This is a genomic window from Pseudomonas sp. 203-8, assembly GCF_020708595.1.
GTDB classification, from domain to species: domain Bacteria; phylum Pseudomonadota; class Gammaproteobacteria; order Pseudomonadales; family Pseudomonadaceae; genus Pseudomonas; species Pseudomonas aeruginosa.
Genome location: NZ_JAJFDF010000010.1, coordinates 279,393 through 306,384, shown reverse-complemented (window position 1 = coordinate 306,384; position 26,992 = coordinate 279,393). Strand labels below are relative to the sequence as shown.

Here is a 26,992-nt window from a genome sequence, read left to right as displayed (position 1 = left end):
GTTCAGAACCACATGCGGATACCGGCGACGAAGCGCGCCTCGTCGTCGTCCTCGCCCTCGGCGCGGGCCAGGTCGGCGCTGTTGCCGTAGGAGCGGTTCCAGGTCACCCCGATGTAGGGCGCGAACTCGCGACGGATCTCGTAGCGCAGGCGCAGGCCCAGCTCGCTATCGGCAAGGCCCGAACCGATGCCGCGGGCGGGATCGTTCCTGCCGTACAGGTTGACCTCGGCGCTGGGCTGGAGGATCAGCCGGTTGGTCAACAGGATGTCGTACTCGCCCTCCAGGCGCAGCGCGCTCTGGCCGTTCTCGCCGAGGAAGGCGGTGACTTCCGCCTCGAAGTCGTAGAGCGCCAGGCCCTGCACGCCGAACGCCGCCCAGGTCTGCGGCGAGCCGGGCTTGAAATCCTGGCGCACGCCGGCGACCAGGTCCCACCAGGGACCGATGGCGTGCCCGAACAGCGCCTGGACCTCGGCGTCCTCGGTCTTGCCGTCGAGCCGTTCGCCTTCGCTGCGCAGCCACAGGCGGTTGATGTCGCCGCCGATCCAGCCGCTGGCGTCCCAGGCCAGCGCGCTACCGTCGTCGGCGTCCTGGTATTCCAACTGGTCGAGCAGGAAGAAGCTGTTCAGCGCGCTGTCGTGCACCTTGTGCCCCTCCAGCGGCGGAAAGGCGGCACGGCGGTCGGCCTCGGTCGGCACCGGGATCGGCGTACGGCTCTGGCTGGGCGCGGCCTGCGCCGGAGGTTGCCGCGCAGCGCGGCTCATCCCCGGCATCCGGCCATGGTCCATTCCCTGGTGCTCCATGGGCTGTGCCGGGGCGGGCGATGCGGCGCCGTGGTCCATCCCCGGCATCCGGCCATGCCCCATCCCCTGGTGGTCCATGGGTTTCGCCGGGGCGGAGGTCCTCTGGCCGTGGTCCATGCCAGGCATCGCGCCGTGGTCCATGGCCGAGTGGTCCATGCCATTGTCCCGCGCGGCCTCGACGGGATTCGGCAGGCCCAGCAGCAGACCCAGGGCGAGGGCACCGCCGGCCAGGCGGGCGGGTTTCGGCTGGCGGCTCATGCGTTGTCTCCTTCGTCTACCCGCACTTCGCGGAACATGCCCATCTCCATGTGGAACAGCAGGTGGCAGTGATAGGCCCAGCGTCCCAGGGCGTCGGCGGTGACCCGGTAGCTGCGGCGGGTGCCCGGCGGCATGTCGATGGTGTGCTTGCGCACCAGGAAATTGCCTTGCTCGTCCTCCAGGTCGCTCCACATGCCGTGCAGGTGGATCGGGTGGGTCATCATGGTGTCGTTGACCAGGACGATCCGCAGGCGCTCGCCGTAGGTCAGGCGCAGCGGCTCGGCGTCGGAGAACTTGATGCCGTCGAAGGACCAGGCGAACTTCTCCATGTGTCCGGTCAGGTGCAGCTCGATGGTGCGCCCCGGCTCGCGGCCGTCCGGGTCGGCGAAGCGGCTGCGCAGGTCGGCGTAGGTCAGCACCCGCCGCCCGTTGTCGCGCAGGCCGAGGCCGGGGTCGGCGAGCTTCGGTGTCGGCGTCATGGTCTGCATGTCGACCAGCGGGTTGCCGTCCTCCGAAGCCGGATGGGACTGCATCGGCATGGCGCCCATGCCCATCCTGGAGTGGTCCATGCCGGCCATCTTGGAGTGGTCCATGCCGTTCATGTCCATGCCGGCCATCTTCGAATGGTCCATGCCCTTCATGTCCATGCCCGACATCTTCGAATGGTCCATCTCGCTGGCGGGCCTCGTCGCCGCGCCATGCCCCATGGCGCCGTGGTCCATGCCGCCCATGCCCATGTCGTCCATGCCGATCAGCGGGCGCGGATCGGGCGTCGGCACCGGCGCGCTAAGCCCTTCGGCAAGCGCCAGGGTGCCGCGGGCGTAGCCGCTGCGGTCCATGGACTGGGCGAAGAGGGTATAGGCGCGCTCGCCGCCCGGTTCGACGATCACGTCGTAGGTCTCGGCCACGGCGATGCGCAACTCGTCGACGCTGACCGGCTCGACGTGCTGTCCGTCGGCGGCCACCACGGTCATCTTCAGGCCGGGAATGCGGACGTCGAAATAGCTCATCGCCGAGGCGTTGACGAAGCGCAGGCGGAGCTTTTCGCCGGGGCGGAACAGGCCGGTCCAGTTGCCGTCCGGCGGCTGTCCGTTGAGCAGGTAGGTATAGGTGTAGCCGCTGACGTCGGCGAGATCGGTGGGACTCATCTTCATCTCGGCCCACATCTTGCGGTCGGCCAGGGTCGCGGCCCAGCCGTCGGCGCTGACGTCGTCGATGAAGTCGCCGACGGTGCGCTTGTGGAAGTTGTAGTAGTCGGACTGCTTCTTCAGCTTGGCGAGGATGCGCTGCGGCTTCTCGTCCGACCAGTCGCTGAGCAGCACCACGTAGTCGCGGTCGTAGCTGAACGGTTCCGGCTCGCGGGCGTCGATCACCAGGGCGCCGTAGACCCCGGCCTGCTCCTGTAGCCCCGAGTGGCTGTGGTACCAGTAGGTGCCGTTCTGCCGGACCTTGAAGCGGTATTCGTAGAGACCGCCGGGAGCGATGCCCTCGAAGCTGAGGCCCGGCACGCCATCCATGTTGGCCGGCAGGATGATGCCGTGCCAGTGGATCGAGGTGTCCTCGGCGAGGCGGTTGCGCACCCGCAGGGTCACGTTGTCGCCTTCGCGCCAGCGCAGGGTCGGGCCGGGCAGCGAACCGTTGATGGTCATGGCGGTGGCCGGCGAGCCGCTGAGGTTCACCGGGGTCTCGCCGATGAACAGGTCGAAACTGTCGCCGGCGAGCAGGTTCTGCTGGCCCGGCCCGGCCAGGGCCCAGGCCGGGGCGCGCCAGAGACCCAGTCCGCCGAGCAGACCGGTGGCGGCGAGGCCTTTGACGAAGGTGCGTCGCGAAGTTCTGTGCATCCGCTGGTTTCCACGCAGGTGGCAGGACGGACTGCGCGAGCCTGCGCAGCCGGGAGGTCGCGGCCCCGCCAGGGCGGTGCGGCGATGCGGACACCCTAGCGGCGCGCGCCTGTCGGCAAGCTGTGGGGAAGATTACAGTGCTGTCAGCTCAGCGCGGCGGGTTCACCAGGTGGCGGTCGAAACCGCGCGCCACCAGGCGTTCCCAGGCGTCCATGACCTGCGCCGGGATCGGGCAGGCGACCTGGAAGCCCAGCGCCGGGTAACGCATGATGCGGTCAAGGTCGCCGACCATCTCGTCGATCACCCCGAGTACGCCGACCAGGTTCGAGATGCCGTCGGGAAATGCGTAGTCGGGCGCATCCACGTGTCCCTCCAGACCCGGCCAGCGGACCGGCAGGGTCAGCGCCACGCGGCGGATCGAGTTGGGCTTGGTGACGAAGGTCGCGCGGCGCAGGTCGGGGAACAGCTCGCGGGCGAAGGCGATGTTCTCGGCGAAGTTGGTCGCCCGCGGCTCGATCACGATGAGGCTGTCGCTTACCCCGCGCGCCCTGGCGTGGCGGGCGAACAGCTCGGCTTCCGGCTCGACCCAGAGATGGCGCGTCCAGTGCCCGGTGTTGCCGGTGAACAGCAGGCGTTCGGCGAGGCCGCGTTCGAGCAGTTCGCAGGCGTGGTCGCAGACCCGCAGGTCGTAGGAGCCGCATACCACCAGCAGTTCGCAGGGCACATGGCAGCGGCCCTGGCCGAGGAAGTCCCAGAGCAGCCGGGCATCTTGCAGGGTCGGGCTCATGGGACGCCAACGCTCCTCTCGCTGCCGGTCGTGGCGGGGTGCCGATGCTGGCAGTACAGCCGGTCGTCTTCGCGGACGATCCGTAGCTCGCGGAAATCCCGGACCGACCAGCGCGCGCCGGCGGCGAGCAGGCCGCTCTCCTCGCCGATCGCCACGCAGGTCGCGCCGGCGGCACAGGCGGCCTGCACGCCGCTGAGGGAGTCTTCGAACACCAGGCAGCGCGACGGTGCCACGCCGAGCCTGGCGGCGGCCAGGCGATAGCCATCCGGAGCCGGCTTGCCGTGGACCACGTCGTCGCGGCTGACCAGGGTGCGGAACGCCGCCTGCAGGTCGTGCTGGCGCAGCACGTGGTCGATGCGTGCCGGCCAACTGCTGGTGACCAGCGCCAAGGGCACGTCCAGCCAACGCAGCTGGCGGATCACCGCGGCGACGCCGGGCAGCAGGGGACAGTCGGCGCCTTCCTCCAGCGCATCGACCCGTTGCTTGAGGATCCGCCGGCGCTCCATCGGCAGGTGGCCGAACAGATAGTCCAGGGTGTAGCCGCCCGGGCGACCGTGCACGTGGTCGCGCAGGCAGTCCGGGCCGAGCGCCACGCCCTGTTCGCCGGCGACCCGGCTCCAGGCCGCGGCGATGGCTTCGCGGGAGCTGATCAGGACGCCGTCCATGTCAAACAGAACGGCTGAAAACGCTAGTCGATGCATCTCGGGCACTCTGTAGGGCAAGCCAGACCAGGACCGCGCCGCCGAGGGCGAACAGCGCCATGATCAGATAGGACCACTGCGGCAGGCCTTCGTACAGCCAGCCGGCGGCCGGACTGGCGAGGCCCATGGGCAGCGCTACCGCCAGAGAGTAGTAGATCCCCTGGGTCAGTACCCGCGCGCTTTCCGGCGCGTGGTCGCGGATGTAACGCATCACCGCGGCGTGGTAGGCGGCGAAGCTGAGGGCGTGCAGGCACTGGCCGAGGAGGATCGCGGCGAGGTGTTCGCTGCCGGCCAGCAGGCCCCAGCGCAGCGCCGCGCAAAGGCTGGAGAAGAGCATCACCTGGAGCGCCGGGTGGCGGTCCAGGATGCGGTTGGAGACGGCGAAGAAGCTGATCTCGGCGATCACCGCCAGGCCCCAGAAGGCGCCGACCGAGAACGACGAGTAGCCCAGCGTCTGCCAGCCCAGCGAGGCGGTGGTGAAGTACAACGAGTGGCTCAGTTGGATCATTCCCGCCGCGGCGATGGCCAGCAGCAGGGGGCGTTGCCGGAGGATCCCGCGCAGGTCGGGACGGCGCCTGGCGCCCGGCAGCGGCGAGTCCGGACGGCGCAGGCTGCGGCGACGGAGGAACAGGCAGGCGAGGGCGGTGAGCAGCATCGTCAGGCCGACCAGGGCGGGCACCAGTTGCTGGCCGAAACGACCGAGCAGCAGGCCGCCCAGGGTCGCGGTGAGGATGAAGGCCAGCGAACCGACCGCGCGTACCCGCCCGTAGTTCTGCAGGGCGGCCTTGTCGCGCTTGAGCAGGTAGGACTCGGTGAGCGGCAGCACGCTGGTCCAGAACGCGCCGTAGAGCACACTCAGGGCGATGAACAGCGGCAGGCCCTCGGCCAGCTGGAACAGCAGGGCGCAGGCGCCGGCCAGGGCCGCCAGCAGGGTCGCCAGGCGCAACTGGTCGATGCGCCAGTCGGCCACGTAGGTCAGCGCCACCCCGGCGATCACCTGCGGCCAGTAGGCCGCGGCGATCAACAGGCCGATCTGGCTGGCGCCGAAGCCCAGGCTGGCCAGCCAGGTCGGCCAGAACGGATAGATCAGCCCCTCGGCGGCGAAGTAGCCGGAAAAGATCAGGTACATGCCGGTTCCCGCGTCGCCGTGCCGGTTCGCTGCGGTTTGCGCCTCACTCGAAGCGCGCCCTGGCGAAGGCGTTCTCGCCCTTGCGCCAGACCAGCAGGGACTCGCCCAGCACCACCAGGTCGACCATGCCGTCCTCCAGCGCGCCGAGGGCGTCCTGCGGGGCGCAGACGATCGGTTCCTCGTGGCGGTTGAAGGAGGTGTTGATCAGCGCCGGCTGGCCGCTGCGGGCATGCCAGGCATGCAGCAGGGCGTGCATGAACGGATCGGCCTGCGGCCGGATGATCTGCGGCCGGGCGGTGCCGTCGACATGCACCACCGCCGGGCAGCGCGCGCGGAAATCCGCATGGCAGTCGTAGGTCATGGTCATGTAGTCGGCCGCCACCTGGTCTTCACGCCAGCCAACGTAGCAAGCCTCGGCGTGTTCTACCGCGGTGACCGGGGCGAATGGCATGAACTCGGTGCGTTCCATGCGCTGGTTGAGCCAGTCGTTGGCGCTGGCATCGCCGGGATGGTAGACGATGCTGCGGTTGCACAAGGCGCGCGGACCGAACTCCATGCGGCCCTTGAACATGCCCAGCACCTGGTTTTCCCGCAGCGCTTCGACCAGCGTCTCGATCAGGTTGGCTGGCCGGCTGTAGGCCAGCTGCGGGTACTGGCTGGCGATCAGCTCGGCATTCTGCGCGGCGCTGCGCGCGTCCGGCCCGAGGGCCATGCTCGGCGCCGGGAAGCGCGTACCGTTCTCGCGATAGGCCACCGCCACCGCCGCGGCCAGGGCCAGGCCGCCGTCGCCCATGCAGGGCAGCACGTAGACATCGCGGACCCCGGGGATCTCGCGCAGGCGCTGGTTCAGCTTGACGTTGCCGAACACCCCGCCGGCCAGGCACAGGTTGGCGCAACCGGTGCGCGCCACGTGCTGCCGGGCGATGGCCACCAGCAGGTCTTCGGAGTGCCGTTGCGCGGCGGCGGCGACATCCGCCGGGCGTTCCGCCGCGCAGCGTTGCAGCAGCGGATCGCTGTAGCCGTCGTAGGAGGGCAGGTACAGTTCGCCGCAGCGGGCGCGCAGGCGGCCGTTCTCCAGGCGGATCATGTCGTTCATCAGCGGCAGCAGCTTTTCCGCGTCGCCGAACGCCGCCAGGCCGGTGATCTTGCCTTCGTGGCGGTTCGGCTTGAAGCCGAGCAGGCGGGTGATGCGCCCGTAGAAGTAGCCCAGGCTGTCGACGCTGGTCTCGCGTTGCAGGACCGTCTCGCCGCCGTCGGCGCGGTAGTGGGTGACGGTGAGCGACTGGAAGTCGCCGCGGCCGTCGCAGGTGAGGGTCAGCGCCTCGTCGAACGGCGAGCAGACGAACGCGCCGAGGGCGTGGCATTCGTGATGGTCGATGTACTCGACCTTGCCGCGCAGGCCGTTGGCGCGGACGAAGGCATCGAATTCGCCGCGCTTGGCCTTGTCGTTGGCCATTTCGTCGGCGATCCGCTTGCGCAGGTGCGGCAGGCCCTCGGGACGCTCGCGGGCTTCCTCGAGGACCCGGTCCAGATAGAGGTCGAGGTGCCGCCCGGCGTCGAACCCGGCGTTCCAGCCGTAGGCGATGCGGTCGATGTCGGCCAGGTCGATGCCGGCCTCGCCGAGCACATAGTCGATGGAGCGGCTCGGCCAGGCCTTGTGGTCCTTCTGGCGGGTGAAGCGCTCCTCGCTGGCGGCGGCGACGATCCCGCCGTCGCGCACCAGGCAGGCGCCGGCCAGGTCGTTGTTGGTGATCCCGAGAATGATCATGCGGTGTCCTCTTGCGCGAACGGGTGGGGGGCGAGAGGCGTAATAGGTTGCATGGCACCGGGAGCCCAACAACCTGCCAGATCTGGTCGCCTGCGAAATCTGGCAGGGCTACCGGATCTGGTAGCTGGACAGCCGTCGACGGGCTTGCCGGCCATACCGGCCGGGCGCCCGCGCCGGCATCAGAAGCTGTAGCTGAGGCGGCCGAACAGGATGCGCCCGTAGGGATCGGTGTAGCGCGGGTCGTAGCCGCTCTGGAAGGTGTAGGTCTGGTTGCTGAACGGCGGTTCGCGGTCGAACAGGTTCTTCACCCCGAGGGTCAGCCCCAGCGCGTGGCTGAGGCGGTAGCTGCCGGCCAGGTCCCAGAGGTTCCACGAGCCGACCTTGCCGTGGCTGGCGCGGTCGTAGTCGTTGTAGCCGCTGGTGTAGCGGTTGCTCAGGGTGGCCTGCCAGGCGTCGCGGCTCCAGGTGGCGTTGGCGACGTGCTTCCAGCGGGCGATCACGCCGACGCCCTGGAAGTCGCCGACGTTGTCCAGGTACTGGCCGCCGATCTGCTGCTGGAAGTCGTAGCGGGACACGTAGGTGCCTTGCAGGTCGAGCCCGAACTGCCCGTAGCGGCTGGCCGGGAAACGATAATCGAGGCTCAGGTCGACGCCGCTGGTCTTTACCTTGCCGAGGTTGGCCAGTCCGGTGACGACGTGATCGATAGAGCCGTCGGCCTTGCGCACGATGCGTCCGGCGTAGGCCTGCGGGTCGGCGAAGATCGCCGCTTCGGGAAACTCGGCGATCTGGTTGGCGATCCTGATCCACCAGAAGTCCAGGCCGACGGAAAGGTCGCGCAGCGGCTGGTAGACCAGGCCCAGGGTAACGTTGCGCGCGGTTTCCGGTCGCAGGTCGGTATTGCCGCCGGTGGCGTTGTAGAACTGCTGGGCGCAGTCGCGGTTGGCGATGCCGCCCTGGCTCGGCTGGCCGCCGGCGCACAGGCGCGGGTCGTCGTAGTTGGCGCTGGTATAGGTGGTGAAGGTCGGATTGTACAGTTCGTACAGCGACGGCGCACGGAAACCTTCGCTGTAGGCGCCGCGCAGGACCAACTGGCGGAACGGCTGGAAGCGGAACGAATATTTCGGGTTGCTGGTGCTGCCGAAGTCGCTGTACTTGTCGTGGCGGATCGCCGCGCTGAGTTCCAGGCTGTCCAGCACCGGCACGTTGAGTTCGGCGTACTGCGCCTTCAGGTTGCGCTCGCCGCTGACCGTGGCGGCGGGATCGACGCCGAGGCTCTGCACGTTGCCGGCGAAGTCCTGGATGTCCTGGTGGAACGCTTCCTTGCGGAACTCGCCGCCCAGCGCCAGGGCCGCCGGCCCGGCGCCGAACCAGTCGCCGATCTCCCGGCTGGCGCGGGCGTCCAGGCCCTTGACGCGGCCGACCGAGGTACGGAAGTCGCCGCTCAGGGCATGGCTGCCGAGGTAGGCGAGGCCGGCGTCGGTCTGCGGCCCGAACGGGTTCAGCGTCCCGTTGGCGATGCCGAGGGCGGCGGCGCGATCATCGACGTAGCCGCTGTGGATATGGTCGACCACCTTGTTCTGGTTGTACGAGGCGCCGATATCGTAGTCCCAGTCGGCGAACCGGCCGTCGAAGCCGAGCAGCAGGCGCTGGCCGGTGTTCTGCGAGGATTGCAGGCGCGGCCCGAGCACGCTCTGTCGCCAGTTGACCTCCACCGGCCGGCTCGGGTCGAGGGCGAAGCCGCCGGGTCCGGGAGTGATGCCGTTGCCGGGATAGAAGGCGGTGCCGGGATCGATCTGCAGGCCGGTTAGGGTCCCTGGGCCGACCTGGGTAGCGTTGTCGTTGCGCGACCAGAAGTACTCCAGGCTGACGTTGTGCTCGTCGGCCAGCTTGCCGGTGGCGCGGCTGAACACCGAGGTCTTCTCGGTTTCCGGCACCAGGTCGAGGTAGCGCCACAGGCTCTGCCGGCAGATGCCGTTGCGCGGAATCAGGTCGGCGCCCTTGCAACCGCCGGCGGCCAGCGGATTGCTGGCGTTGGCGCCCTGGCTCCAGTTGCCGGGGAAGGCGGTGCCGGAGCTGTAGTCGAGGCCGCGTCCCGGCTGGTAGTTGTAGGTGTAGCCGCGGTCCTTGGCGCCGAGGCGCTCCTGCTTGTCGTAGTTGGCCACCGCGAAGACATTGAAGCGATCCTCCTCCAGCTCGCCGAAGCCCCAGCTAGCGCTGACGTTGCGCTGGTTGCCGCCGCCGTCGTGGGTGGGGGAGGCGTAGCCGCTGTCGAAGCGGCCTTCGTTCAGGCTCTTGCGGGTGATGAAGTTGATCACCCCGCCGATGGCATCGGTGCCGTACAGCGCGGAGGCGCCGTCGCGCAGCACCTCGACCCGGTCGATGGCGGCGAAGGGAATGGTGTTGAGATCCACCGCGGAGCCGTCGATGGCATTGTTCGCCAGGCGCCGGCCGTTGAGCAGCACCAGGGTCTTGTTCGCGCCGATTCCGCGCAGGTCGGCGAACGAGGCGCCGCCGGTGGCGCTGCCGACCGAGCGACTGGAGTTGTATACGCCCTGGTTGCCGGAAAGCCGGCCGATCAGTTCCTCGGTGCTGGTCACGCCCTGTTGGCGCAGCTCCTCGGCGCGCAGGACGCTGATCGGCACCGCGGTTTCCGCATCGACCCGGCGGATCGCGCTGCCGGTCACCTCGATTCGTTGCAACTGGACCGTGGGCGGGTCGACAGGCGCCTGATCCTCCGCCGCGGCGGCGCTGCCGGGAGCGAGCTGCAGGGCCAGCAGCAGGGCGGCGCCCAGCGGCGCGTCGGTGTGGAGCGATCGGTGCATGGTCGGGGCATCTCTTGTTCCGGTGTGTCCAGGGATGTCCGTCGAGCCGGGGGATTTTCCAGGGACGGCTTAGACCTTTGCGCCATGAGTTTATGTCCGCTGGGAACAAGCCCTGCCGTCGCGCCTTTCGTCGGCGGGCCGGAGCGGCAGAACCAGTCCCCTCTGCCGAGGTCGAAAAGCAGGCGTCGCGGCGGTGCTGCGGCGTCCTTTCTTCAGCTACATTTTTCTTTCAGCAGTCGTTCCCATCATCCAGGGCAGCACCCAAGGGGCAGATCATGGCTCGCACCACTCCCATCGAGCTTTATCGCAACATCGGCATCGTCGCCCACGTCGACGCCGGCAAGACCACGACGACCGAGCGGATCCTCTTCTACACCGGCGTCAACCACAAGATGGGCGAGGTCCATGACGGCGCGGCGACCATGGACTGGATGGTCCAGGAGCAGGAGCGCGGCATCACCATCACCTCGGCGGCGACCACGGCCTTCTGGCAGGGCTCGACCAAGCAGTTCCCGCACCGCTATCGCTTCAACATCATCGACACCCCCGGCCACGTCGACTTCACCATCGAGGTGGAGCGCTCGCTGCGCGTGCTCGATGGCGCGGTGGTGGTGTTCAGCGGCGCCGACGGAGTCGAGCCGCAGTCCGAGACGGTCTGGCGCCAGGCCAACAAGTACCATGTGCCGCGCCTGGCCTACGTCAACAAAATGGATCGCCAGGGCGCCGATTTCCTCCGCGTGGTCGCGCAGATCAAGCAACGCCTGGGCCATGTCCCGGTGCCGATCCAACTGGCGATCGGCGCGGAGGAAAACTTCAGCGGGCAGATCGACCTGGTGAAGATGAAGGCCATCTACTGGAACGATGCCGACCAGGGCACCAGCTACCGCGAGGAGGAGATCCCGGCGGAGCTGCGGGCGCTGGCCGAGGAGTGGCGGGCGCACATGGTCGAGGCCGCCGCCGAGGCCAACGACGAACTGATGAACAAGTATCTGGAAGGCGAGGAACTGAGCATCGAGGAGATCAAGGCCGGGCTGCGCCAGCGGACCCTGGCCAACCAGATCGTACCGGCGGTGCTCGGCTCCTCGTTCAAGAACAAGGGCGTGCCGCTGGTGCTCGACGCGGTGATCGACTATCTCCCGGCTCCGTCGGAAATCCCGGCGATCAGGGGCACCGACCCGGACGACGAAGAGAAGCACGACGAGCGCCATGCGGACGACGACGAGCCTTTCTCGGCGCTGGCGTTCAAGATCGCCACCGACCCCTTCGTCGGCACCCTGACCTTCGCCCGCGTGTATTCCGGGGTGCTGACTTCCGGCGACGCGGTGCTCAACTCGGTGAAAGGCAAGAAGGAGCGGGTCGGGCGGATGGTGCAGATGCACGCCAACCAGCGCGACGAGATCAAGGAAGTGCGCGCCGGCGACATCGCCGCGCTGATCGGCATGAAGGACGTGACCACCGGCGACACCCTGTGCGCCATCGACAAGCCGATCATCCTCGAACGCATGGACTTCCCCGATCCGGTGATCTCGGTGGCGGTGGAGCCGAAGACCAAGGCCGACCAGGAGAAGATGGGCATCGCCCTGAGCAAGCTGGCCCAGGAAGACCCGTCGTTCCGGGTGAAGACCGACGAGGAGACCGCGCAAACCATCATTTCCGGGATGGGCGAGTTGCACCTGGACATCATCGTCGACCGCATGCGCCGCGAGTTCGGCGTCGAAGCCAATATCGGCAAGCCGCAGGTGGCCTATCGCGAGACCATCCGCAACACCTGCGAGATCGAGGGCAAGTTCGTCCGCCAGTCCGGCGGCCGCGGCCAGTTCGGCCATTGCTGGATCCGCTTCGCTCCGGCCGATGAGGGGCAGGAAGGCCTGGAGTTCCACAACGAGGTGGTCGGCGGGGTGATTCCCCGCGAATTCATCCCGGCGATCCAGAAGGGCATCGAGGACCAGATGCAGAACGGCGTGCTCGCCGGCTACCCGCTGATCGGCCTGAAGGCGACGGTGTACGACGGCTCCTACCATGACGTCGACTCCAGCGAGATGGCGTTCAAGATCGCCGCCTCGATGGCCACCAAGCACCTCTCGCAGAAGGGCGGAGCGGTGCTCCTGGAGCCGGTGATGAAGGTCGAGGTGGTGACCCCGGAGGACTACATGGGCGATGTGATGGGCGACCTCAACCGCCGGCGTGGCCTGATCCAGGGCATGGAGGATACCCCGGCGGGGAAGGTGATCCGTGCCGAGGTCCCGCTGGGCGAAATGTTCGGCTATGCCACCGACGTGCGCTCGATGTCCCAGGGGCGCGCGAGCTACTCGATGGAGTTCGTCCGCTATGCCGAGGTACCGGCCAGCGTGGCCGAGGCGATCGTCGCCAGGCAGGGCCGCTGAGAGCCGCCGCGCGCCGCTGAGGCCAGCGGCGGCGCGCGCCTTTGCGGGAGCGGCAGCCGCATCTTCGGCGCCGATGCGCTTGCCAAGCGGGGTTTTTGACGCCCCCTGGATGCTTAACTATAAGACAGTGACCAAGGCCCGCACCTATACGGTCACAAGGATGGCGAATCGATGCTTGCTTCAGCGATTGCCAGCGGTACCGCAGTCTCCCAGGTCTCCAAGCATCTCCTAATGTTCCTGGCCGCCCTTTTCCTCGCCCTCGGTGCATGCGGCTGGGCGATCCTGCACATCGCCAGGCACCAGGACGACATCGCCATCGAGCAGAGCCATTTCTACGTGGAAAAGGCGCTGCAGAATCGCCGGGAAAATTCCGAGCAGTTCTCCACCACCTATTCCTTCTGGACCGATGCTTACGTCTATCTGGGAAACCGGGTCGATGTGGACTGGGCCTTCACCAAGAACAACCTCGGCTCGGTGCTCTACACCACCAACGGCTACGACGGCGTCTTCGTCATCGACGACCGTGGCACTCGCTACGCCATGCTCGAGGGCGAGCTTTCCGAACGCTCGCTGGCCGACTCGCTGAACGCCGACACCGGGGACATCCTCCGCTCCGCACGCCGTGCCGCGGTGGACGAAGCGGCGATCAGCCGCTACGTCGACTTCGACGGCGCACCGGCGATCCTGGTCGCCTCGGCGATCAAGCCCACCAGCGATCATGCGCCCATCGACCTGGCCAAGGCCTCGGTGATGGTCTTCGTCGACCGGCTGACCCCGGCGAAGCTGGCCAAGCTCGGCGGCGACTACGGCATCGCCAACCTGCACCTGCTGGCCGGCGGCGCGGCGGGCGACAAGGAAAGCCTTGCCCTGGAGGGCACTCCCCATCGCCTGGCCTGGGTGTCGTCGCGTCCGGGTAGCGCCATGCTGCGGGAGACCGCGTTGCCGCTGCTGGGAATCTTCGTGCTCGCCGCCGGGCTGCTGTTCTGGCTGAGCCGCAGCGCCGTGCTCAACGCCCGCGCGGTGGATCGCCAGCAGAAGGTCCTGAAACGCAGCAACCAGGCCCTGCTGGCCAGCGAGGAACGTTTCAAGTCGATAGCCGAGGCGGCCTCGGACTGGATCTGGGAAGTCGACGGGCATTTCGTCTTCACCTATCTCTCCGTGCGCTTCCGCGACGTCACCGGCTACCAGCCGGAGGCCTGGATCGGGCGGCGGCTGGACGAGTTGCTGGATAGCGATACGGTGAACATCGTCAAGTGGCTGGAAGGGCTGCCCGATGCCGGTGCGCCGTCCAGCCTGGTCTGCGCTTTCCGCGACAGCCAGGGCCAGGCGCGGGTCGGCAAGCTGAGCGCCAGCGCGATCCGCAACGGCGTCGCCAGCGGCTATCGCGGCACGGCGGCCGACATCACCGACGAGGTCGAAGCCCATGCGAAGATCCAGCATCTGTCCCTGCACGATGCCCTGACCGGCCTGCCGAACCGCAACAAGCTGTTCCAGTTCCTCGAACGCCTGCTGGCGGAAAAGGCTGGCAAGTCGCCGGTAGCGGTACTGATGCTCGACCTCGACCGCTTCAAGCCGATCAACGACCAGCACGGCCATCCCGCCGGCGATGCGGTGCTCTACGCCATCGCCGAACGGCTGCGCGCCTCGACCCGCGACCAGGACATGGTTGCCCGGCTCGGCGGCGACGAGTTCGTGGTGGTCAGTACCCACGTGTCGTCGAAGCTGGAAATCGAGAAGTTCTGTAGCCGGCTGATCGACGTGATCAACCGCGAGGTCGCCTACGAAGGGCACAGCTTCCATGTCGGCGCCAGCATCGGCGTGGCCCTGGCGCCGGAGCACGGCGGCGATCCGCGGGGCCTGCTGCGTTGCGCCGACGTGGCGATGTACGAGGCCAAGGCCGCGGGGCGCAATACCTGGCGTTTCTACTTGGAAGCGATGGACTCCCATCTCGCCGAGAAGAAGCTGCGCGAGACCGAGTTGCGCGCCGCCTTGCAGAACGGCGAGTTCGAGTTGTACTACCAGCCGCGTTTCCTGGCGCAGGAACAGACGATCGCCTCGGCGGAGGCGTTGATCCGCTGGAACCATCCGCGCCGCGGGCTGATCGGCCCGGACGAGTTCATCGGCCTGGCGGAAGAAAGCGACCTGATCGTGCAGATCGGCAACTGGGTGCTGCGCGAGGCCTGCGCCACCGCCGCCAGCTGGCCAGGCGAGGTGATGGTCTCGGTGAACGTGTCGCCGGCGCAGTTCATGACCGGCGATATCGTCTGGCAGGTGCGCGAGGCCCTGCGCCTGGCCCGCCTGGATGCTCGCCGGCTGGAGCTGGAGGTGACCGAGAACGTCATGCTCAACGATGTCGATGGCGCGCTGCGGACCATGACGGCCCTCAAGGAGCTGGGCGTCCGCCTCAACATGGACGACTTCGGTACCGGCTATTCCTCGCTCGGCTACCTGCGCACCTATCCCTTCGACAGCATCAAGATCGACAAGCGCTTCGTCGCCAGCATGGAGAAGACCGGGCGCGACCGTTCGATCGTGCAGGCCATCATCAATCTCGGCAACGCCCTGAACCTGCGGGTCACCGCCGAGGGCGTGGAGACCGAAGGGCAGATGCACATCCTGCGCGACGAGCAATGCCACGAACTGCAAGGGTTCCTGCTCAGCCGACCGCTGGATGCGCAGCGCCTGCGCGATCTGCTGGAGCGCGAGGCGGGGCAGACCCAGGCGCCCCAGGTTTCCGCCGAAGGCCATGCTGCGCGCCGGCCTTGAGCGGGCGTCAGAAGGGCGCACGCGGTGCCTCGGCGACCCTCGGTTCAGCGATCGCCCTGCGTATGGTTCAGAAAATGCTGAACTGATTATTTGACCTGACTGATTCCCTTCCCGTCTTCGCTTGCCGACACTCCGTCCTTCCCATGGCCTTGTGCCAGGGCCGCCGGCCGGAATGCCTGCTTCCGGCGAGCGATAACAAGAATGACGAGGAAGCCGCATGAGCAATAACAACGAGGCGTCACGCCCGAAGATCGAAGTGCGTTCGATCGATTACGTTCCCCGCCACGAGCGTCACGGCAAGGTCTGGCACCAGGCGCCGTTCTGGTTCACCGGCAATTTCGTACTCACCACCATGGTCACCGGCTTCACCGGGCCGGCCCTCGGCCTGGGGGCGCTGTACTCGATCCTGGCGATCGTCCTCGGCGTCTGCTTCGGCACCTTCTTCATGGCCTTCCATGCCAACCAGGGCCCGCGCATGGGCTTGCCGCAGATGATCCAGTCGCGTGCCCAGTTCGGCCTGCGCGGGGCCATCGTGCCGTTCGCCGCGGTGGTCTTCGTCTATATCGGTTTCAACGTGTTCAACGTGATCCTCGCCACCGACGCGATCAACACCGTGCTGCCGGGACACCGCGCGCCCTGGTACGTCCTGCTGATCGGCGTGGCGGTGTTGCTCGCCATCGTCGGCCACGACCTGCTGCATACCGTGCAGCGCTGGCTGACCTACGTGATGATCGCGGTGTTCGGCGTCCTCACCGTCAGTGCGCTGCGCAGCCTCGAAGCGGACGCGGCGCTGGGCGGTACGCCGGCGTTCTCCTGGAGCGCGTTCCTGGTCCAACTGTCGGCCGCCGCCGGCTACCAGATCAGCTATGCGGTCTACGTCTCCGACTACTCCCGCTACCTGCCGCACGAAACGCCGACCCGCAAGGTGATCTTCTGGACCTACCTGGGCGCCGCCGGTTCGGCGCTCTGGCTGATGTCGCTGGGCGCATTCCTGGCCTCGGCATTGCCGGCGCCGGACGCCATCGGCAGCGTGCGCGAGGTGGGCAACCGGCTGTATCCCGGCTTCGGCACCTTCACCGTGCTGATCGCCGTCCCGGCCCTGGTGGGGATCATGGCGGTCAACTGCTATGGCGCCATGCTCACCAGCCTCAGCGCCATCGATGCCTTCCGCAAGGTCACCCCGACCCTCAACCTGCGCGTCACCGGGATCGGCGTGATCGCCCTGGTGGTATTCGGCGTGGCCCTGTCGATCCCGGAAAGCTACCTGGGCAGCTTCAACACCTTCGTCCTGCTGATGCTGTACTTCCTGGTGCCCTGGACCGCGGTCAACCTGGTGGACTTCTACTTCGTGCGCAACGGTCACTACGCGATCAGCGAAATCTTCAATCCCGAAGGCATCTACGGTCACTGGGGCCGACCGGGGTTGAGCGCCTACCTGGTCGGGTTGCTGGCGATGGTCCCGTTCATGTCCCTGAGCTTCTACAGCGGTCCCTTCGCCGTGGCGCTGGGCGGCGCCGACGTCGCCTTCGTGGTCGGCCTGCTGGTGGCCGGCGCGGTCTATGCCTTCATGTGCCGGGCCCTGGACCTGGAGGCGGAACGACGGCTCGCCACCCTCGGCGAGCGCCTGCTGGAAGAGGGGGGCGCCTGATGGCCAAGGTTACCGTCGCCTGTTGCCAGATCGCTCCGCGGATCGGCGCACAGGAGCACAACCTGCGCCTGGCCGAGCGGGCGATCCGCGAGGCCGCACGGCGCGGCGCCAACGTCGTGGTGCTGCCCGAGCTGGCCGCCAGCGGCTACGTTTTCGCCGATCGCGGCGAAGCCCTGGCCCTGGCGGAAACCCGCGACGGACCGAGCCTGGGGTTGTGGAAAGCGCTGGCAGGCGAACTCGACCTGGTCATCGTCGGCGGCTTCTGCGAACGCCTCGACCCGCAGCGAGTGGCGAACAGCGCGGCGCTGGTGGACGCCGACGGCGTGCGGGCGATCTATCGCAAGGCCCACTTGTGGAACGAGGAAAGCGGCATCTTCGAGGCCGGCGAGCAGCCACCGCCGGTGGTCGCTACCCGCTTCGGGCGAATCGCGGTGATGGTCTGCTACGACCTGGAGTTTCCCGAATGGGTGCGCCTGCCGGCGCTGTCCGGCGCGCAACTGCTCTGCGCGCCGGTGAACTGGCCGGCGGCGCCGCGTCCCGAGGGCGAGCGGCCGGCGGAAGTGGTCAGGGTGCAGGCCAATGCCTCGGTCAACCGCCTGTTCATCGCCGCCTGCGACCGCTGCGGGCAGGAACGCGGGGTTGACTGGGTGGGCGGCTCGGTGATCGTCGACGCCGACGGCTACCCGCTGGACGGGCCGCTGCAGGGCGAGGCGGGTATGCTGCTGGCCCGTCTCGACCTTGCCGAGGCCGACGAGAAACGCATCAGTGCGCACAACCACGTGCACCGCGACCGGCGACCCGAGCTGTATTGAGCGCGCGATACCCTGGGCGCGGCAAAGCGACCCCGGTGTTTGCCGGCGGCCGGACGCAGCTGGGCGAATGAAAAAGGGCGCGGGCCAGTATCGGCGCCGCGCCCTTTTGCCGGAGGAGAACCTTATTCCAGTTCGGCTGCGCTCTCTTCCTGGCGCTTCAACCCGGTATGACTGATGGCGTGCAGAGCGGTATTGAACTGTACGGTCTCGTTGAAACCCTTGACGATCTGCGCCAGCTTCTCGCGGGCGCTTTCCAGCTTCTTGAAGCGCTCGCCGAGTTCCAGGCTGCGCTGCTGGACGCTGGCTTCGCGCTTTTCCAGTTCGGCCTGGCGCAGGTTCTGCTGGCTGCGCAACTCTTCGAGGCGTTCCTGCTCGATCTGCAGTACTTCGGCTCGCCGCGCGCTGCTGCGCTCGCGGGCTTCGACGCTTTCCGCGAGTTGTTGCAGGGCCGCGCTGCGCTCGGCGAGGAGACGGTTGCTCTGCTCGGTTTCCCGCTCCAGCGCCTGGCGGTCGTCCTGCAGGCGCTTGTGCCACTGCCGGAGCTGCTTTTCCTTTTCCTGCAATTGCCGCTCCTTCTCGTGCAGTTGCGTCTGGAGCGACTCCAGCGACTCCTGCTGCTTGAGCGCTTCCTGCTTCTGCTGGCTCAGTTGCTGGGCCATGCCGGCGAGGTCGGCCAGGGTGCCCTGCACGTCCTGTAGCAGATGCTCGGTATCGTTGCCGATATCGAGCGCGGTATCCGTATCCACGTGGGCTTCATCCTCGGGTTGGCGAATGACGGCGGCGGCCTGGGTGGGCGCCTCTCTGGCGTTGGCCCCGCCCTCGGCGCCGGCCAGGCGTGCGGGCGGCACCCGGAGGCGCAGCGACAGGCTGGGGACTCTGGCCGATACCGGTTCCGGCGCGGGTGCGGCGAGGGGGGAGGGGCTCGGGGGCATGGAGGATTCCTCGGCGGCGTCTGGAGACGGAAGGTTGGCGCTGCCCGTGGCGTCGGCGGCGTGCAGCGCGGGGTGGAGCATCTGCGCCAGGTCGGCAAGCTCCTCGCGAAGATGACTGGCGTTGTCGACGAAGGCGCCGATGGCCTCGGCATCCGCTACCTTGGCGGACTGCTCCGCTTTCGCCGCGAACTCGGCTGGCGCCCCACCCTCGGGCGCTGCCGTTTCCGCCTCCGGCCGCGGCTCGGGCTCGACGCATCCGGCCTCGGTGACGGTTTCGTCTTCCGCCGCCTCGGGCTCGTCGATGGGCTCCGCCGGCCCGTCCGTGGTCTCGTCCGCATCGTCTTCGGCGAGGACATCGGGAGCGGCGTCTTCGAAAAGGGCCTCCTGGACGAGCGGCGGGACTTCCGCGCAGGGTTCCTCGCCATCCAGGGCGGGGCCGTAGCCATGGGGGGACTCGAAGGTGACGAGCTTCATCACCCATTCGCGTTCGAGCACCAGGGAGCGGTGTTCTTCCCGCCGCGAGGGGGCGATGGCCGCGTCCTGCAGGTCGATGAGGTGGTAGGCCAGATCGCTGGTCCGGCGGTTGCCGGTGGTGGCTTCGCGGACCAGTTGGCGGAACACCTGGATGGCCGCCTCGCAGGCCTCGTCGGTGTCGAGACGGCCCAGGCGGAAGCCGTCGTCGGTCTTGAACAGGGAGGCGATGTAGACGCGCGAGTCGTTTTCGTCGACCTGTTCGTTGAGGCTGTAGGCGATGAAGTTGCGGTCGCTGGCGGGAATGGCGAAACCACACAACAAGGCCGCATTCAGTTCCGTCTGCTCGGCAGTTTCCACACTGATGGTTCGAAGAAGCATAAGCCCTGGAGATCCCGTTGGTGCTTGGAAGGTGTAACGGGCGAGGGTACCGGGAGCTATGGGCGAGGTAACTTGGACGAGTCCTATTGCCTTGTAAGAAAAATCTTGAAGATTTTACTGCGTGCCGTGCCCAGCGCACCGCGCAGGCTCGTCCGCTCGTACGGGTCCGGCGCGCTTCAGCGATCCGCCATCAGGACGACGATGGCCTCGGCGACGAAGTCGGCGTTGCGCTCCAGGGTCTGCAGGTGGTTCATGACGACATCGTAGGTTTCGCCGCCTTCATGGCGCTTCGCCCAGATCGCCAGCTCCTCCAGGGCCATGCCGAGGGCACTCTGGTTCTGGTTGAGACGGCAGAGCAGGGCGACAGTCAGGTCGTGATCCAGCATGGCGGTACTCCTGATCCTGAAAAACTCAGCGTAGCCCCCCTGGCGCTCCGCCGACACGGAAGCGGTTCACGAAAAGACGAAGCGGTTCAGCCGCTGCCGACGGGGTGGCCTGCGTTCGTGGCCGGTGCCCACGGCGCAGCGCTTTCGATAGCCCCCGGCAGCTTCGGACCGACCTGGCAAGGGGACCTATCCGAACGGCGAGGGTGGCCCGCGGTGGTGGCGCGCCGCATGGCCAGTTCCCCATGCCGCCTGGCTATACTGGCGGCGCGGGAACAAGACGCCGTTCATGAAGAGCGTCCCGGACCCGAACGTCGCGCTTCCTGTCATCTCCGCTACCTATCTTTCGTTCTTCTGCCGCGAAACGGCTTTCGGATGAAGGCGGCCGGCGGTCGCTCGTCGCGCCGTCCCGGGGTTTCCCTGTCCGTGCCGAACCGACCCGTGTTGCCAGCGAGGGGTATGTACGCAATGTCCGTGACCGATGCCAGTTTCCCGATCATCAATTGGTCGAAGGCGATGCCTTCGTTGCGCCAGCTGATGTATTTCGCCTGTGTCGCCGAGTACGGCAGCATCGGCCAGGCCGCCGAGGTGCTGCACGTTTCGCAGCCGTCGCTGTCGCGGCAGATCCAGGCGCTCGAAGCGCACATCGGCGAGGCGCTGTTCGTCCGCGGTCCGGCCGGGGTGAGCCTGACCGAAGTGGGCAGGGTGGTGCATTGCCGCGCGGTGAAGATCATCGCCGAGGCCAAGGCGCTGACCCGCGACATCGGCGACGGCGACGACCGCCAGTTGCACATCGGTTTCAGCCGCTACCTCGATCCCGGCTGGTCCGGCGAGCTGGCCCGGCAACTGAAGGAAGCGCGGGTGTGCAGCGCCGTTTCGCCATCCTGGGCGCCATCGCTGGACCTGCTCAGCCTGGTCCGCGAGTCGTCCCTGGACGCGGCGATCATCGGCGCGCCGCCGAAGGTGGTGCGCGAATACGAGCTGATGGAGATCGGCAGCTACGAGCACGTCATCGCCCTGTCGGAAACCCTGCACCGGCGACTGGCGCCCGACTGGTCGCTGAACGACCTGATTGGCGAGCCGCTGCTGGTACCGAAGGACTCGCTGTTTCCCGCCTACAGCCAGTTCATGAACGATGCGATGGATGCCGCCGCCTTCGCGCCCCGGCGCAGCGTGCGGCCGAACGACCTGAGCATTCTCCTGGCCCAGGTCGCCAGCGGCGACGGCTTCGCCTTCCTGCCGTTGTCGCTGACCAAGTTCGCCTATCCGGGGGTGGCCTTCACCGCTCTGCCGGCGGCGGTCAACGAAGGCTTCCGCCTGCCGGTGGGGCTGGCGGTGTCGCCGACTTCGCGGCTTCGTGCCAGCGACACCCAGTTCGAATGCTTCGTCGAGACCGCGCGGCGGGTCGCCGCCGGTTGAGGGACGCGGCCGGGAGCGCCGGCCGCGCGAGGGGCTTCAGAGGGTCTTCATGTACTCGACCAGGGCGCGGCGCTGCTGCTCGTTGAACTGCGCGTTGCCGTAGTCGTGGCCGCCATTGGCGTTGCCCGGCTTGCCGCTGTCGAAGAGGAAGCGGTTGGCGCCGCCGGCATCGGTGATGTAGCCGACGTTGACCGGGTCGAACTCGACGCTGCCGGTATAGAAGGTCCGTGGCCTCAGGTCCGGCGGCAGCAGCAGGTCGTAGAGGGTCGCCACCGAGCCGTTGTGCAGGTAGGGCGGGCTGGCCCAGATACCGTTCAGCGGGCGCGCCTTGTAGGCCATCAGGTCGCTGGTCATCGCCAGGCACTGCTCCAGGCGCCGGGCCTTGTCGCTGCCGGCCGCGACGTTTTCGGCCAGGAGCAGGGCGCCTGGCGCGTCCGCGGCGGTCGCTTCGACGCTGTCGGCGTCGGGGCTGTCCGGCACCGGACTGATCAGCGGCGGCAACTGCCCGTCGAAGATGCCCAGGGCGGCGGTCTGGAAGGCACCCAGGGCGACGCTCAGGCCGCGCGCGGCCAGGGCCTGGACCACCACTTCCTGGAGCACGTCCACCGCATAGGCCTGCTTGCCGTAGAAACCGCGCTGGCCGGTGCCGACGAAGGACAGGTAGGGCTTGCCGCGCACGTAGCCGGTCTTCAGCTGGGCGATGCTGTTGCAGGCGGTCCACGGGTCGGTGCCGATCGGCGCGACCTCGCCGCGCGCCTGCAGGTGGGTGAGCACGGTCTTCACCGGGGTCCGCAGGTCGTTGCGGTCCAGCGGCGTGTGGCAGCTGGAGCAATGTTGCCGGTACAGCTCGCGGCCCTCGGCGACCCTGGTCGGCTCCGGGGCGCCGAACAGCTGGTTCGGCCAGGCCGGCGGCTTCAGTTGGCCGAGCTGGTCTTCGATGCGGATCAGGTTGTCGACGTTGATGCTCGACGGGTAGCCGATGTGCAGCGCCGACTGGATCGGGCTGAGCACCTTGACGTCGGCGAATACCCCGACCGCCTCGCCGGCGTTGCGCGCCAGGGCGCCGACGTCGAACTTGCGGTTGTCGATCTCGACCACGTTGATGTGGTTCGGGTTGAAGCCGGTCCACTGTACGCGGTCCAGCTGCGGTACGTTCCACAGGAACGGATAGCTCACGGGGGCGTCCTCGGCGCCGTAGATCTGCTCGTTGGCATGCAGTTCGTAGCCCACCGAGTTGAAGATCGAACCGATGGCGTCCAGGCGGCCCGGGCCGAACTCGGGATCGTGCGGCAGGTTGAAGTGCGAGCCGTCGCGCAGGCGCACGATGGTGGCGTCCAGGGCTGCCTGCAGGCGTGCCTTGTTGGCATCGTTGTAGCCGCTGACCAGGCCGTCGGCGCCGAGCACCTTGCGGGCGAAGCGCTCGAACTTGGCGGTGTCGGCGCGGGTGCTCTGCAGGGCGCCGAGGATCTCCAGCTGGAAGCCGGCGAGGTCGCCCATGGTCTGCCCGCCGTAGACGGTCAGCTGGGTGCCCTGGTAGCTGATGTGCGAAGTGTGGCACATGCTGCAGGTCGGTCCGACCCAGGGTTCCCTGGAGCCCTGCAGGGCTTTCCAGCGCAGCTTGGTGAAGGTCAGGTCGCTGTCGTCGCTGCGGTCGACCGCGTAGCCCTGCACCACCTTCACGCTGGAACCGCCGAGGGTGTGCGGGACATAGCCGTACTGGCGGATCAGCGCATCGGACATCAGCGGTTCTTCGCTGGCGCGCTGCTCCAGCGCCACCAGCCAGGCCAGCGGCAGCATCCGCGAGCCCTGGCCGGCTTCCAGCCAGGCGGTCTTCTGGGTCTGGTTCCAGCCCTGGTCGAGGTCGACGCCGCTGTCGTCGGCGAATGCCGGGGCACCGGCGAGGACGGAAAGGATGGCAAGGCTGAGTCGCGATAGGGGCATCGGGCGGTTCTCTCTATTGGGCATGTGGGCGGGGCCGGCTCACAGGGTCTTGAGGTATTCGAGCAGCGCCAGGCGCTGGCTTTCGTCGTACTCGCGGGCGAAGTCGTGGCCGGCGTTGGAGTTGCCTTCCAGATGGGTGTCGAAAAGGAAGGCGTTGTCCGGGCCGGGCGCGGTGAGGTAGCCGACCCGGCTCGGATCGAACTCGTGGCTGCCGGTGTAGAAGGTGGCCGGCCGTTGCTCCTGGGGCAGCAGCAGGTCGTACAGCGACGGCACCGAACCGTTGTGCAGGTAGGGTGCGGTGGCCCAGATGCCGTTCAGCGGGCGAGCGATGTAGCCGAGGAATGGATGCTCGGTATTCAGGCAGTAGTCCTTGCGCGCACTCTTGTCGGTGGGGACTTCGCCGGCGGCGAGGCTCTGCGCCTGGCTGTCGGCAGGGGCGGCGCCGGCCAGCAGCAATTGTCCGGCGGGCACCGCTTGCAGGCTGTCGGAGCCGGGCAGGGTCTGCTGCCCGGTGACGATGGCGTGGATGATCTCGGCGATGCCGTCGGCCAGCTGGCCTTTCTTGCCGAGCATGATCTGGAACACCTCGGGGACCTGCATGTCGGCGATCTTCGAAGTCCGCCCGACGATGCCGACGCCGCTGGGGGTGCCGAGGGACGGTCGGAACAGGCCGAAGTAGTTGCCGCTGGGGCTGCTGAAGGTGAAGGTGTTGCAGGCCATCCACGGGTCGGTGCCGATCGGCGCGTCGTCGCCATGGGCCTTCAGGCGCACCTGGCGGACCTTGATCGGGGTTTGCAGGTCGTCGCGGCCGATGCTCGCATGGCAGGCCGCGCAGTTCTCCTCGTAGAGGCGCTTGCCCTGGGCCAGCCTGGCGCTGTCCGGGGCGCCGAACAGCTGGCTCGGCCAGGCCGGCGCCTTGAGCTTGTGGATCAGGCCCTCGACACGGGTCAGGTTGTCCACGCGGATGCTCGATATATAGCCCTCCAGGCCGGACAGCGGATGGCTGACCACGTCGCCGTAGTCGCCCTGGACCACGCCGATGTCGCCGGCCAGGTAGCCGAGGTCGAAGACCTGGCCGTTGAGGTCGAGGACCTTGACGTTGGGCACGAATCCGCTGGATTGCAGCTTGTCCATCTGCAACGTGTGCCACAGTGCCGGGAAGCTGGTCGGCGCGTCGGTCGGGTTCGCTTGCAGATGGCGGGCGCCGGAGTTGATTGCCGCGCGGTTGAGTGACTGGCCGGTGGCGTCGAGGCGCCCCGGGCCGGGTTGCAGGTCGGTCGCGGACATGCTCAGCAGGGTGTCGATCAGCGCCGCGCGTTTGACCAGGGCGGCCTTCAGCAGCTCGCGGTTGGCCGGGCTGTCCTCGCTGCCGAGGACGTTGCCGGCGAAGCGCGCGAACTTGTCGCCGTCGTCGCTGGTGCGGCGCAGCGCGGCGAGCACTTCGTCGAAGATCGCCTGGACGTTGGCCAGGGTGGCGCCGGCGTCGACGGTCAGTTCGCTGCCGCGGTAACTGATGTCGGTGGAGTGGCAGCCGGCGCAATTCAGCCCGACCCAGGGTTCGCTGGACGACTGGCGGGCTTTCCAGCGCAGGCGGGTGTCGGAGAACTGGCTGTCGTCCTGCTGGTCGAGGGCGAAGCCGCGCGGCAGGCGCAGTTCGCCGCCTTGCCAGTTGCGCAGAGGAAAGCCGAGGCGCCGGGCGTTGTCTTCGGAGAACAGGCGCTCCTCGCTGTCCGGACGTTCCAGCGCCTGGGCCCAGGCCAGCGGCAGCAGCCGTGAACCGAGCGAGGCGTCGTACCAGGAGGCGCGTTGCTCGGCGTTCCAGCCTTGCTCGAGCTGGATTTCGGTGGCGACGGCAGGGCTGCCGGCGGCGGCCAGTGCGGCGGCCAGCAGGACCCGCGAAAAGGTCGGATGCATCGTGTTCCCCTCATGGCTGACGACGTCTGCGTCCCCACAGGGCAGAGCGATGCAGTGCGCTCGATGGCTGGGCGTGCCGCCACTTCGTCCCTGACGGGAGCGCGCCGGCCGCGGCGCGCCGCGGGCCGGAACGTCCGGTTGGGCACTACGCTACGGAGTCGCGGCGGCCGGCGGGTAATGCTTTTTGTGCGACGGAAAAGGTATGGGAAACGGAACCGCCCGGTCCGGAAAGGGCGCGCCGGTCGGGCTTCGCCGTGCGCGCCAGGTTCGCAGGGCGGAGAGCGCCTAGGGCGTTGCCCGTTCTATCGGACAATCCCTGCCGGGCTTGCGGACGAAGACCAGGTAGAGTGCGCTGAGCAGCGCGAGGAACGGCACGCCGAAGACCAGGGTCATGCGGAACGCCTCGGTGAAGAAGGTGGTGACCAGGATCGCCGCCATCAGCGCCAGGCCGAGCAATGTCGACCAGGGCGCCAGGCGCATGCGGAAGGCCAGCGGCGCGCCGCCGTGGCGGGCGCGGTGGCGGCGGAAGCAGAGGTGGGTGAAGAAGATCATCAGCCAGGTGAAGAGGGCGCCGAACATCGACACCGCCATCATCAGGGTGAAGGACTGCTCGGGGTAGACCAGGTTGAGCAGGGTCGCCAGGGCGATACCGACGCTCGACAGCAGCAGCGCGTTCAGCGGCACGCCCTGGCGGCTCAGTTCGCCGAGGCCCTTCGGCGCGTGCCCCGCGCGCGACAGGCTGAACATCATCCGGGTGGTGATGTAGAGCTGGCTGTTCATCGCCGACAGCGCGGCCACCAGCACCACGAAGTTCATCACCCCGGTGGCGCCGGGCAGGCCGATCGCCTGCATCACCGTGACGAACGGGCTCTGGCTCTGCCCGGCCTGGTCCCAGGGGACGATGGCGAGCATCAGCGCCAGGGTCAGCAGGTAGAACACCACCAGGCGCACGATGGTCGAGCGGAACGCCGACTTCACCGCCTGTTCCGGATGCTCGGCCTCGGCGGCGGCGACCGCGATCATCTCCACGCTGAGATAACTGAAGATCGACACCACCACGGCGATCCACATGCCTTTCAGGCCGTGCGGGAAGAAGCCGCCGTGGGCGCTGTAGTTGTGCACGCCGTAGGCCGGGTTGGCGGAGCCGAACACCAGGTAGGCGCCGAGCAGGATGAAGGCGACGATGGCGGCGATCTTCAGTGTCGAGAAGCAGTATTCGAAGTTGCCGAAGGCTTTCACGCTGCTGGCGTTCAGGCCGATCAGCAGGGTCGAGAAGGAGATGATCCAGACCCATTCCGGGATACCGGCGAACCAGTACTTCATGTACATGGCCACCGCCGTGACCTCGGTGCCCACCGCCAGGACGATGGCCGCCCAGTAGGCGTAGCGCACCAGGAACCCGGCCAGCGGGCCGACGTAGTGCTCGGCGAAGGCGCCGAACGAGCCGGGGGTGGCATGGGCCACGGTCATTTCCGCCAGGCAGCCCATCAGCAGCAGGGTGATCAGCGCGCCGATGGCATAGCTGAGCAGGACGCTGGGGCCGGCGAAACCGATGGCGAAGGCGCTGCCCATGAACAGGCCGGTGCCGATGGCGCCGCCAATGGCGATCATGCTCATCTGCGCGGCCGAGAGCCGCCGTTGCAGGCCCTGTTCGCGGCGCGAGATGGCCTCGAAGCCCTGGGGGTCGTTCATCTGGATGTCCTCTGGAATCTTATTGGGGTTCTTATGAATTGCCGAGGGAACGTCGGTGGCGATGTGCGGGTGCCGGTCGCGGGCTCCTGTGCGCGAGAGCGGTGGGTGCTCGCGGGCCGCCCCGGGAATACCGGCGCGGTCCG

The 26,992-nt window shown here is 67.9% G+C and carries 17 protein-coding genes; 5 read left to right on the top strand and 12 right to left on the bottom strand.

Annotated features, from left to right (window positions below):
• Window positions 1-2: 2 nt before the first annotated feature.
• From LJF27_RS24135 to LJF27_RS24105, 7 genes are all read right to left on the bottom strand, one after another.
• Window positions 3-1,058, bottom strand: coding sequence for a copper resistance protein B (locus LJF27_RS24135; RefSeq protein WP_023110094.1), 1,056 nt, complete (start codon window positions 1,056-1,058; stop codon window positions 3-5).
• A complete protein-coding gene (locus LJF27_RS24130) occupies window positions 1,055-2,899 on the bottom strand; it encodes a copper resistance system multicopper oxidase (protein WP_023116583.1) in 1,845 nt (614 codons plus the stop codon). Before LJF27_RS24130 ends, LJF27_RS24135 begins: the two co-directional genes overlap by 4 nt.
• A gap of 148 nt (window positions 2,900-3,047) precedes the next feature.
• Complete coding sequence (locus LJF27_RS24125) at window positions 3,048-3,686, bottom strand: YdcF family protein (RefSeq protein ID WP_003088740.1); 639 nt, start codon at window positions 3,684-3,686, stop codon at window positions 3,048-3,050.
• Window positions 3,683-4,351, bottom strand: coding sequence for an HAD family hydrolase (locus LJF27_RS24120; protein WP_003103648.1), 669 nt, complete (start codon window positions 4,349-4,351; stop codon window positions 3,683-3,685). The genes LJF27_RS24125 and LJF27_RS24120 overlap by 4 nt, the downstream gene beginning before the upstream one ends.
• Before the next feature lies 1 nt (window position 4,352).
• Complete coding sequence (locus LJF27_RS24115) at window positions 4,353-5,516, bottom strand: MFS transporter (protein WP_003114866.1); 1,164 nt, start codon at window positions 5,514-5,516, stop codon at window positions 4,353-4,355.
• A gap of 43 nt (window positions 5,517-5,559) precedes the next feature.
• Window positions 5,560-7,284, bottom strand: a complete 1,725-nt coding sequence (locus LJF27_RS24110; protein WP_023116582.1) for a carbamoyltransferase — start codon at window positions 7,282-7,284, stop codon at window positions 5,560-5,562.
• Between the two features lie 179 nt (window positions 7,285-7,463).
• A complete protein-coding gene (locus LJF27_RS24105) occupies window positions 7,464-10,106 on the bottom strand; it encodes a TonB-dependent receptor (protein ID WP_009876346.1) in 2,643 nt (880 codons plus the stop codon).
• Window positions 10,107-10,381: 275 nt separating this feature from the next.
• Between LJF27_RS24105 and fusA the strand changes: the two genes are divergently transcribed.
• From fusA to LJF27_RS24085, 4 genes are all read left to right on the top strand, one after another.
• Window positions 10,382-12,490 (top strand): elongation factor G, encoded by a 2,109-nt coding sequence (gene fusA / locus LJF27_RS24100; protein ID WP_003160175.1) that lies wholly within the window; start codon window positions 10,382-10,384, stop codon window positions 12,488-12,490.
• Window positions 12,491-12,661: 171 nt separating this feature from the next.
• Entirely contained in the window at window positions 12,662-15,256 is a 2,595-nt protein-coding gene (locus LJF27_RS24095; protein ID WP_003120255.1) for a bifunctional diguanylate cyclase/phosphodiesterase, read from the top strand.
• 217 nt (window positions 15,257-15,473) lie between these two features.
• A complete protein-coding gene (locus tag LJF27_RS24090; protein ID WP_023116153.1) occupies window positions 15,474-16,904 on the top strand; it encodes a purine-cytosine permease family protein in 1,431 nt (476 codons plus the stop codon).
• On the top strand, window positions 16,904-17,716 hold the full coding sequence (locus LJF27_RS24085; RefSeq protein WP_003114860.1) for a nitrilase family protein: 813 nt from the start codon (window positions 16,904-16,906) through the stop codon (window positions 17,714-17,716). Before LJF27_RS24090 ends, LJF27_RS24085 begins: the two co-directional genes overlap by 1 nt.
• Before the next feature lie 122 nt (window positions 17,717-17,838).
• Here the strand turns inward: LJF27_RS24085 and LJF27_RS24080 are convergent, their stop codons facing one another.
• On the bottom strand, window positions 17,839-19,500 hold the full coding sequence (locus LJF27_RS24080; protein ID WP_003142545.1) for a hypothetical protein: 1,662 nt from the start codon (window positions 19,498-19,500) through the stop codon (window positions 17,839-17,841).
• Window positions 19,501-19,676: 176 nt separating this feature from the next.
• Entirely contained in the window at window positions 19,677-19,886 is a 210-nt protein-coding gene (locus tag LJF27_RS24075) for a hypothetical protein (RefSeq protein ID WP_003088759.1), read from the bottom strand.
• A 513-nt stretch (window positions 19,887-20,399) separates the two neighbouring features.
• Here LJF27_RS24075 and LJF27_RS24070 point away from each other — a divergent pair.
• On the top strand, window positions 20,400-21,302 hold the full coding sequence (locus LJF27_RS24070) for a LysR family transcriptional regulator (protein WP_003121680.1): 903 nt from the start codon (window positions 20,400-20,402) through the stop codon (window positions 21,300-21,302).
• 36 nt (window positions 21,303-21,338) lie between these two features.
• On the opposite strand, the gene LJF27_RS24065 is transcribed toward LJF27_RS24070, so the two are convergent.
• From LJF27_RS24065 to LJF27_RS24055, 3 genes are all read right to left on the bottom strand, one after another.
• A complete protein-coding gene (locus LJF27_RS24065; RefSeq protein WP_023116581.1) occupies window positions 21,339-23,243 on the bottom strand; it encodes a 10S-dioxygenase in 1,905 nt (634 codons plus the stop codon).
• A gap of 39 nt (window positions 23,244-23,282) precedes the next feature.
• Window positions 23,283-25,157, bottom strand: a complete 1,875-nt coding sequence (locus LJF27_RS24060) for a (7S,10S)-hydroperoxide diol synthase (RefSeq protein WP_003114856.1) — start codon at window positions 25,155-25,157, stop codon at window positions 23,283-23,285.
• A gap of 285 nt (window positions 25,158-25,442) precedes the next feature.
• Window positions 25,443-26,849 carry an amino acid permease gene (locus tag LJF27_RS24055; RefSeq protein WP_003088769.1) on the bottom strand — a complete coding sequence of 469 codons (1,407 nt, stop codon included), beginning with the start codon at window positions 26,847-26,849 and terminating at the stop codon, window positions 25,443-25,445.
• Window positions 26,850-26,992 lie beyond the last annotated feature (143 nt).